The following is a 6,167-nucleotide window of genomic DNA, read 5'->3' as shown; positions in this document are numbered from 1 at the left end:
GTCGGCGACCGGCTCTCATCAAGTCCCGTCGAAAGCGCCGGCTAACTAAAATTCAGAGCTGCGGCTCAACGGATGAAATCGTCGAAGCGGCGCAGCGTCACCCGGCGATTCCGCCAGTTTTCGTTCTGCGTCTGCACCAGCAAAAACTCCTCGCCATAGCCGACTGTCTCGAGAGCATGACCCGGCACGCCGAATTCGCGCACCAATGTGCGCTTGAGCGAAGCGGCGCGCTGTTCGGACAGAGCCTGATTCGACTGGAAGGAGCCGACGGCGTCGGTGTGGCCCTCGATCAGCACGCGGGCGCCGCGATCGCGGCGCAGGATGCGCCGCAGCGCGTCGGCAATGGTCTCGATCTTGTCGTATTGCGAGTTGGCAATAGCCGCCGAACCGAAGGCGAAGTTGATCGACTGGATATCGATCGAGCGGGCCATGCGGCGCAAGTCCGGGCGCCGCTTGAATTCGCGGATGGTGACGCGCTCGTTCGGCCGCAATTTCACACGCGGCGCCGCCTCGAGCTTCCGCTCGATCGTCGCGGCCGAAGGCGTTGTCGCCTGGGCTGCGGCCAGGCTTGGCATGGCAATTGCCGCGATCAGCGCGGCGGCAAGTGTACGGCGGGTCAGCATATCTTCGTCTCCTTCGGCCTTGGCCGCATTGATGGTGCCGGCAACATGCCAAAAACAGCCTGAAGGGCCGATGAACGGCGGGTTCAGATTCGAACCCGTGTCAGCTTCCGGCTAGTCTAGGGCCGCATGACGCTGGCCGCGCGCTCGGTGAAAGGCAGCGGATGGACGATTTCCCTCTTTTGCGCCACCGGTGCAAAGCCGAGCTTCTGGTAGAGCGGCAGAGCCGCCGGATGATCGAGCGTGCAGGTCTGCACCGTCACCCGCTTCGGCCCATGCGACCATGCGGCGGCGATCGCGGAGCCCAGGAACCAGCGGCCGATGCCTTGCCCGGTGGCATGTTCCATCATGCCGAAATAGGCGAGTTCGACTTCTTCCGGCAGATGCGGCTTGAGATCGAAGAAGCCGGCGGGCGCGCCGTCGAGGTAAAGGACCCTGATGTCGCGATCCTCACGATGGATACCGGCGGAAAGCTCGTCGTCATCCAGCCTCAGCACATTGACCCAGTGCCATTTGCGCCCCACCCGGTCCATCAGATAGCGGTAGAAATGCAGCGGAATGTCCTTGGTCTTCAGCAGCGCGACCTGACGGTTATACGGCACGGCCGGTGAATAGGCCGGAGGCACATGCATCTCGAGGAACGTCACCGTGACTTCGATGTCTTCCAGCGCGCCGTTTTCCATCGTCTTCATTCCTTGCCGATCACAACGGGGCCGGTCACGACAGGCGTGTCGGAAAGCCCGCCCCACTCCGTCCAGGAGCCGTCGTAAAGCCTGTTGTTCGTATGGCCAAGCGTTTCCAGCGCCAGCGTCACCACCGCCGCGGTAATACCGGAGCCGCATGAAGTGACGACAGGTTTCGACAGATCGATGCCGGCCTCCTCGATCACCTTGCGCAGGCGGTCCTTCGACAGCAGCTCGCCATTTTCCGACAGCGCCGAATAGGGCAGATTGCGCGCGCCGGGCATATGGCCGGAACGGATACCCGCGCGCGGCTCAGGTTCAGTGCCGGTGAAGCGGCCCGGTCCACGGGCGTCGGCGATCTGGTTCGCCTTGGTGTCGACGATCCCGCGCATGTCGGCGAGGCCAGCGACGCGCCCGGCGTCGAAATCGGCATGAAACACGCTTGGCGCGATCTTCGTCGGCTCAGCCGTCACCGGCCTGCCGGCCGCTTTCCAGCCATCGAAGCCGCCCTCCAGAATATAGGTCTGAAAGACGCCCATCACCCGGAACATCCACCACGCCCGGGGTGCGGAGAAGAAACCCGGGCCGTCGTAGACGACGATTGTGTCATCGGCCGAAACGCCCATGGCGCCGACATACTGGGCAAAATGCTGCGGCGACGGCAAGGTATGCGGCAGGGGCGAATCCGGGTCCGAAACGGCATCCTGATCGAGAAAACGTGCGCCCGGGATATGGGCCGACTCATACTCGCCGCGCGCATCGCGCCTCTGCGCCGGGAGATACCAGGATGCGTCGATGATCGTCAGGCCCGGCTCGCCGAGACGTTGCTGCAGCCAGTCTGCGTCGACGGTGAAGGGGCTGTCCTCGGCCATTTTGTTCTCCTGCTCGCTTTTTGGCGATCACTGTCCTGTTCAGTTTGCCGGCATCGGCCCAAAGCGGATGCGGAAGCGCCGGTTCTCGCGGCCCTTCTTCTCGATCTTGCCGATGTGGATTTCGCCGACTTCGGCGGTGCTTTTCACATGGGTGCCGCCGCAGGGCTGGCTGTCCACGGATGCGTTGTCGCCGATACAGACCAGGCGGATCTTGCCTGTGCCCACCGGCGGCCGAACGTTCTTGGATTTCACCAGGCCGGGATTGGCGGCCAGGTCTTCGTCACTGATCAGCCTGACAAAGATCGGATGATCGGCCCGCACCAGGTCCATCAGCCCGGCGGTGACGTCCTCCTTGGTGAAGCCGGCATCCGGAGCGTCGAAGTCGACACGGCTGTCGTCCTCGGAAACCGAGGCACCGGTGATCGGGAACGGGCAGACGACGGTAAGCAGGTGGCAAGCCGCGTGCATGCGCATCAGGAGATGCCGCCGCTCCCAGTCGATCGCCAGCCTCAGCGCCTCGCCGGGCTGCGGAACCGCCTGCTCCGGCGCCGGCACGTGTATGATCTCGTCCTTGGTCTCACCGGTGAGGGTGGCGGCAATGGCGATTCGGCTGCCGTCGCCACGTTCGAGATACCCGGTATCGCCCGGTTGGCCGCCCGACGTGGCGTAGAAGATTGTCCGGTCGAGGATGATACCGCCGCGATCGTTGACGGCAACGACAGTTGCGTCCGCCGTCCGCAGATAGGCATCGTCGCGAAACAGGGCGTCCGTCCTGTTTGCCATCACGCGACCTTTTCGAACGGCACCGGAATTGTGCTCTTCAGTTCCATCCAGCCTGGCACCGGCAGCTGCTTTTCGCGCAGGAATTCCGGGTTGAACAGTTTTGATTGATAGCGCGTGCCATAGTCACAAAGAATGGTCACGATGGTGTGGCCGGGGCCTAGTTCCCTGGCCAGACGGATCGCGCCGGCTATGTTGATGCCGGTCGAGCCGCCGACGCAAAGGCCCTCTTCCTGGATCAGGTCGAAGACGATCGGCAGCGCATCCTCATCGGGGATCTGGAATGAAAAATCCGGCGTGAACCCTTCGAGATTGGCGGTGATGCGCCCCTGCCCGATGCCTTCGGTGATCGAGCTGCCTTCGGACTTCAGCTCGCCGCTGGTGTAGAAAGAATAGAGCGCGGCCCCCAGCGGATCGGCGAGCGCGATCTTCACATCCCGGCTTTTGGCTTTCAGTCCGGAGGCGACGCCGGCTAGCGTGCCGCCAGAACCGACCGCCGACACGAAACCGTCGACCTTGCCGCCGGTCTGGTTCCAGATCTCCTCCGCGGTGGTGCGGATATGGCCGTCACGGTTGGCGACATTGTCGAACTGGTTGGCCCAGATGGCGCCGTTCGGTTCTGTCTTTGCCAGTTGTTCGGCCAGCCGCCCCGACAGTTTCACGTAATTGTTGGGGTTCCTGTAGGGCACGGCCGGCACCTCGATCAGCTCAGCGCCGAGCAGCTTGATCGTGTCCTTCTTTTCCTGGCTCTGCGTATCGGGAATGACGATCACGGTCCGGTAGCCGAGCGCCTTGGCGACCAGCGTCAGCCCGATGCCGGTATTGCCCGCCGTTCCCTCGACGATCACGCCGCCGGGCTTCAGCAGCCCGCGCTTCTCGGCGTCGCGGATGATGAACAGGCCCGCACGATCCTTGACCGACTGGCCGGGATTCATGAATTCGGCCTTGCCCAGGATCTCGCAACCGGTTTGTTCCGAAGCTTTGTTGAGGCGGATCAGAGGCGTGTTGCCGATCGCGTCGATCACAGAACGGGGCATTCAGGATTCCTTGTGTAGGTGCGCCGAAACCCTAGAAACCCGAAGCTGCGGTTTCAAGGCAAGAATTTGTCTGGTCCAGTCGCATTTGCAGTGCTGTTGTTGCGTCGGCGCTTCCCGAGGCTGGCCTCTTGCGCCACTGTTCATTTCCGGCTGACGTTGAAAAGCGGCTTTTCATTCGATTTCTTCACCGCTAGAGCAATTCCAGGAAAAGTGTGAAACGGTTTTCCGTCCGGAATTGCGTAGAAACAAGGAGATAGGGCAGTTCGCCGTTTCCGTGAAACGGTGAACCGCTCTAGAGCAAAGCACCAACAAGTCGACAGGGCGCAGCATGACACTCTACCGGGCTAACCCGAAGCACGGCGTCGCCTGGATCACGGGCGGCTCAAGCGGCATCGGCCGTGCGCTGGCCAGGGATCTTGCTTCCCAGGGCTATGCCGTCGCGGTGACGGCGCTTGACGACGATCCGATCGACACGCTTGTCGTCGAGACCGCGCAGATGCCGGGCAGTGTCACCGCCTTTCCCTGCGATGTCACCGACGAGCCGCGCATGGCAAGAACCGTCGCCGCGATCGAGAAGGAGCTCGGTCCCATCGTGCTCGCCATCTTCAATGCAGGGAACTACATTTCGACGCCGGGGGAGAATCTTGTCGTCAACGACTTTCGCCGGTCCTTCGAGGTCAATTATTTCGGCATCATCAACGGCCTCGTGCCCGCGGTCGAACGCATGCGTGTGCGGGCGCGCGGCCATGTCGTGCTGGTCGGCTCGGTGACATCCTATTTCGGCTGGCCGACAACGGCCGCCTATGGCGGCACCAAGGCGGCCATCAACATCCTGGCCGAGTCGCTGAAATATGATTTCGACAAGATGAACGTGCGTATCCAGGTGTTCAATCCCGGCTTCATCGACACCCCGCTGACCGAGAAGAACATGCTGCCCATGCCGGGACTGATGCCGGTCAGCCGCGCATCGCGCCGCATGGCGCGGGGCATCAAGTCGGGCGGCTTCGAAGTCCATTTCCCGCGCCGGACCAGCTGGCCCCTGAAACTGCTCGGCCTGCTGCCGAGACCGCTGTGCAGAGGGTTTATCAGCCTGATGACCGGTTGGAAGGCGCGGCCGCTGCATTACGACCGCAAGCCCCCGATCGAATAGGACGCCGGCGAAATTGGCAGGCTCACCGTTACGGGCCGCCTTGGTCATGGTTGAGACAAGTGCTGCGTGGAGTCTGCGATGGGGCGACGGATCGTGCTTGCTGTGCTGGGCCTGATCGCCATTCTCGCACTGGCCTTCGTGCTCGGCCCGCGCGTTCGCGTCGACACCACGATCCGTTTCGATCCCTCGCTCATCGCTGACGATCCGCAGGCCTATGTGGCAAAGGCGGAAGCCGCCATCCCCGGAATCCGTGACGGGCTGGAAAAAGAGATCGTCTGGGCCGATCCGTTGGTGCATGCCAGGACGCCGCTGTCGATCGTCTACATCCACGGCTTTTCCGCATCCAAGGGCGAGGTCCGCCCGCTGCCCGACGAAGTGGCGGAACAGCTTGATGCCAATCTCTTCTACACCCGGCTCACCGGTCACGGGCAGGATGGCGCGGCGATGACGCAAGGCAGCATCAACGCCTGGATCAACGACTATGAGGAAGCGCTCGCCATCGGCCGGGCGATCGGCGACAAGGTGATCGTCATCTCGACGTCGACCGGCGGCTCGCTGGCCGTCTGGGCGGCAACGCAGCCCGGTGCATCGGACGGGGTGGCGGCGATTGCGTTCATCTCCCCGAACTTCGGCGTCAAGGCTTCGGGCGCCGAGATCCTGACCATGCCGTGGGGCAAACAAATCGCCAGGCTGGTCGCCGGCAAGGAACATAGCTTCGTGCCACGCAACGCGCTGAATGAAAAATTCTGGACCACCCGCTATCCGATCGAAGCAACCTTGCCGATGCAGGCGCTGACCGAGCTTGCCTATGGCGCGCCGGTGGAGAAGGCGACCATCCCTGCTTTGTTCATCTTTTCTGATTCGGACAAAGTGGTGCGGGCCGACCGCACCCGCGAGATTGCCGGGCGCTGGGGCGCGCCGCATGAACTGGTTCCGGTCGATGACACCGGCGACCCGGACAATCACGTCATTGCCGGCGACGCGCTGTCGCCATCGACCACGGCGTTTCTGGCGCAAAGGATCGC

At 62.9% G+C, this 6,167-nt stretch carries 7 protein-coding genes; 2 read left to right on the top strand and 5 right to left on the bottom strand.

Annotation, left to right across the window (positions count from 1 at the left end; translation table 11 throughout):
* Window positions 1-65: 65 nt before the first annotated feature.
* The 5 genes from EOB80_RS27425 to EOB80_RS27405 all read right to left on the bottom strand — a co-directional run bounded on the left by EOB80_RS27425 (window position 66) and on the right by EOB80_RS27405 (window position 3,992).
* Window positions 66-623: an OmpA family protein gene (locus tag EOB80_RS27425; RefSeq protein ID WP_127330930.1), complete on the bottom strand. Its 558-nt coding sequence runs from the start codon at window positions 621-623 to the stop codon at window positions 66-68.
* A 116-nt stretch (window positions 624-739) separates the two neighbouring features.
* Entirely contained in the window at window positions 740-1,303 is a 564-nt protein-coding gene (locus EOB80_RS27420; RefSeq protein ID WP_127330928.1) for a GNAT family N-acetyltransferase, read from the bottom strand.
* A 5-nt stretch (window positions 1,304-1,308) separates the two neighbouring features.
* Window positions 1,309-2,175, bottom strand: coding sequence for a 3-mercaptopyruvate sulfurtransferase (sseA, locus tag EOB80_RS27415; protein WP_127330926.1), 867 nt, complete (start codon window positions 2,173-2,175; stop codon window positions 1,309-1,311).
* Between the two features lie 39 nt (window positions 2,176-2,214).
* Window positions 2,215-2,958, bottom strand: a complete 744-nt coding sequence (locus EOB80_RS27410) for an alanyl-tRNA editing protein (protein WP_127330924.1) — start codon at window positions 2,956-2,958, stop codon at window positions 2,215-2,217.
* On the bottom strand, window positions 2,958-3,992 hold the full coding sequence (locus tag EOB80_RS27405) for a cysteine synthase A (protein ID WP_023812064.1): 1,035 nt from the start codon (window positions 3,990-3,992) through the stop codon (window positions 2,958-2,960). Before EOB80_RS27405 ends, EOB80_RS27410 begins: the two co-directional genes overlap by 1 nt.
* Before the next feature lie 328 nt (window positions 3,993-4,320).
* On the opposite strand from EOB80_RS27405, the gene EOB80_RS27400 reads away from it, so the two are divergent.
* Together EOB80_RS27400 and EOB80_RS27395 are read left to right on the top strand one after the other, a co-directional pair.
* Window positions 4,321-5,142: an SDR family oxidoreductase gene (locus EOB80_RS27400; RefSeq protein ID WP_127323154.1), complete on the top strand. Its 822-nt coding sequence runs from the start codon at window positions 4,321-4,323 to the stop codon at window positions 5,140-5,142.
* 78 nt (window positions 5,143-5,220) lie between these two features.
* On the top strand, window positions 5,221-6,167 hold a 947-nt coding region (locus EOB80_RS27395; protein WP_245466453.1), incomplete at its 3' end, for an alpha/beta fold hydrolase.

It is taken from the genome of Mesorhizobium sp. M7A.F.Ca.MR.245.00.0.0 (assembly GCF_003997415.1).
Taxonomy (GTDB): Bacteria; Pseudomonadota; Alphaproteobacteria; order Rhizobiales; family Rhizobiaceae; genus Mesorhizobium.
This window is presented reverse-complemented; position numbering and strand designations above follow the sequence as displayed.

Coding starts and splice junctions, on each gene's coding strand:
- EOB80_RS27410 (WP_127330924.1), bottom strand. CDS start 2,958: ATGGCAAACAGGACGGACGCCCTGTTTCGCGACGATGCCTATCTGCGG.
- EOB80_RS27425 (WP_127330930.1), bottom strand. CDS start 623: ATGCTGACCCGCCGTACACTTGCCGCCGCGCTGATCGCGGCAATTGCC.
- EOB80_RS27420 (WP_127330928.1), bottom strand. CDS start 1,303: ATGGAAAACGGCGCGCTGGAAGACATCGAAGTCACGGTGACGTTCCTC.
- EOB80_RS27400 (WP_127323154.1), top strand. CDS start 4,321: ATGACACTCTACCGGGCTAACCCGAAGCACGGCGTCGCCTGGATCACG.
- EOB80_RS27405 (WP_023812064.1), bottom strand. CDS start 3,992: ATGCCCCGTTCTGTGATCGACGCGATCGGCAACACGCCTCTGATCCGC.
- sseA (WP_127330926.1), bottom strand. CDS start 2,175: ATGGCCGAGGACAGCCCCTTCACCGTCGACGCAGACTGGCTGCAGCAA.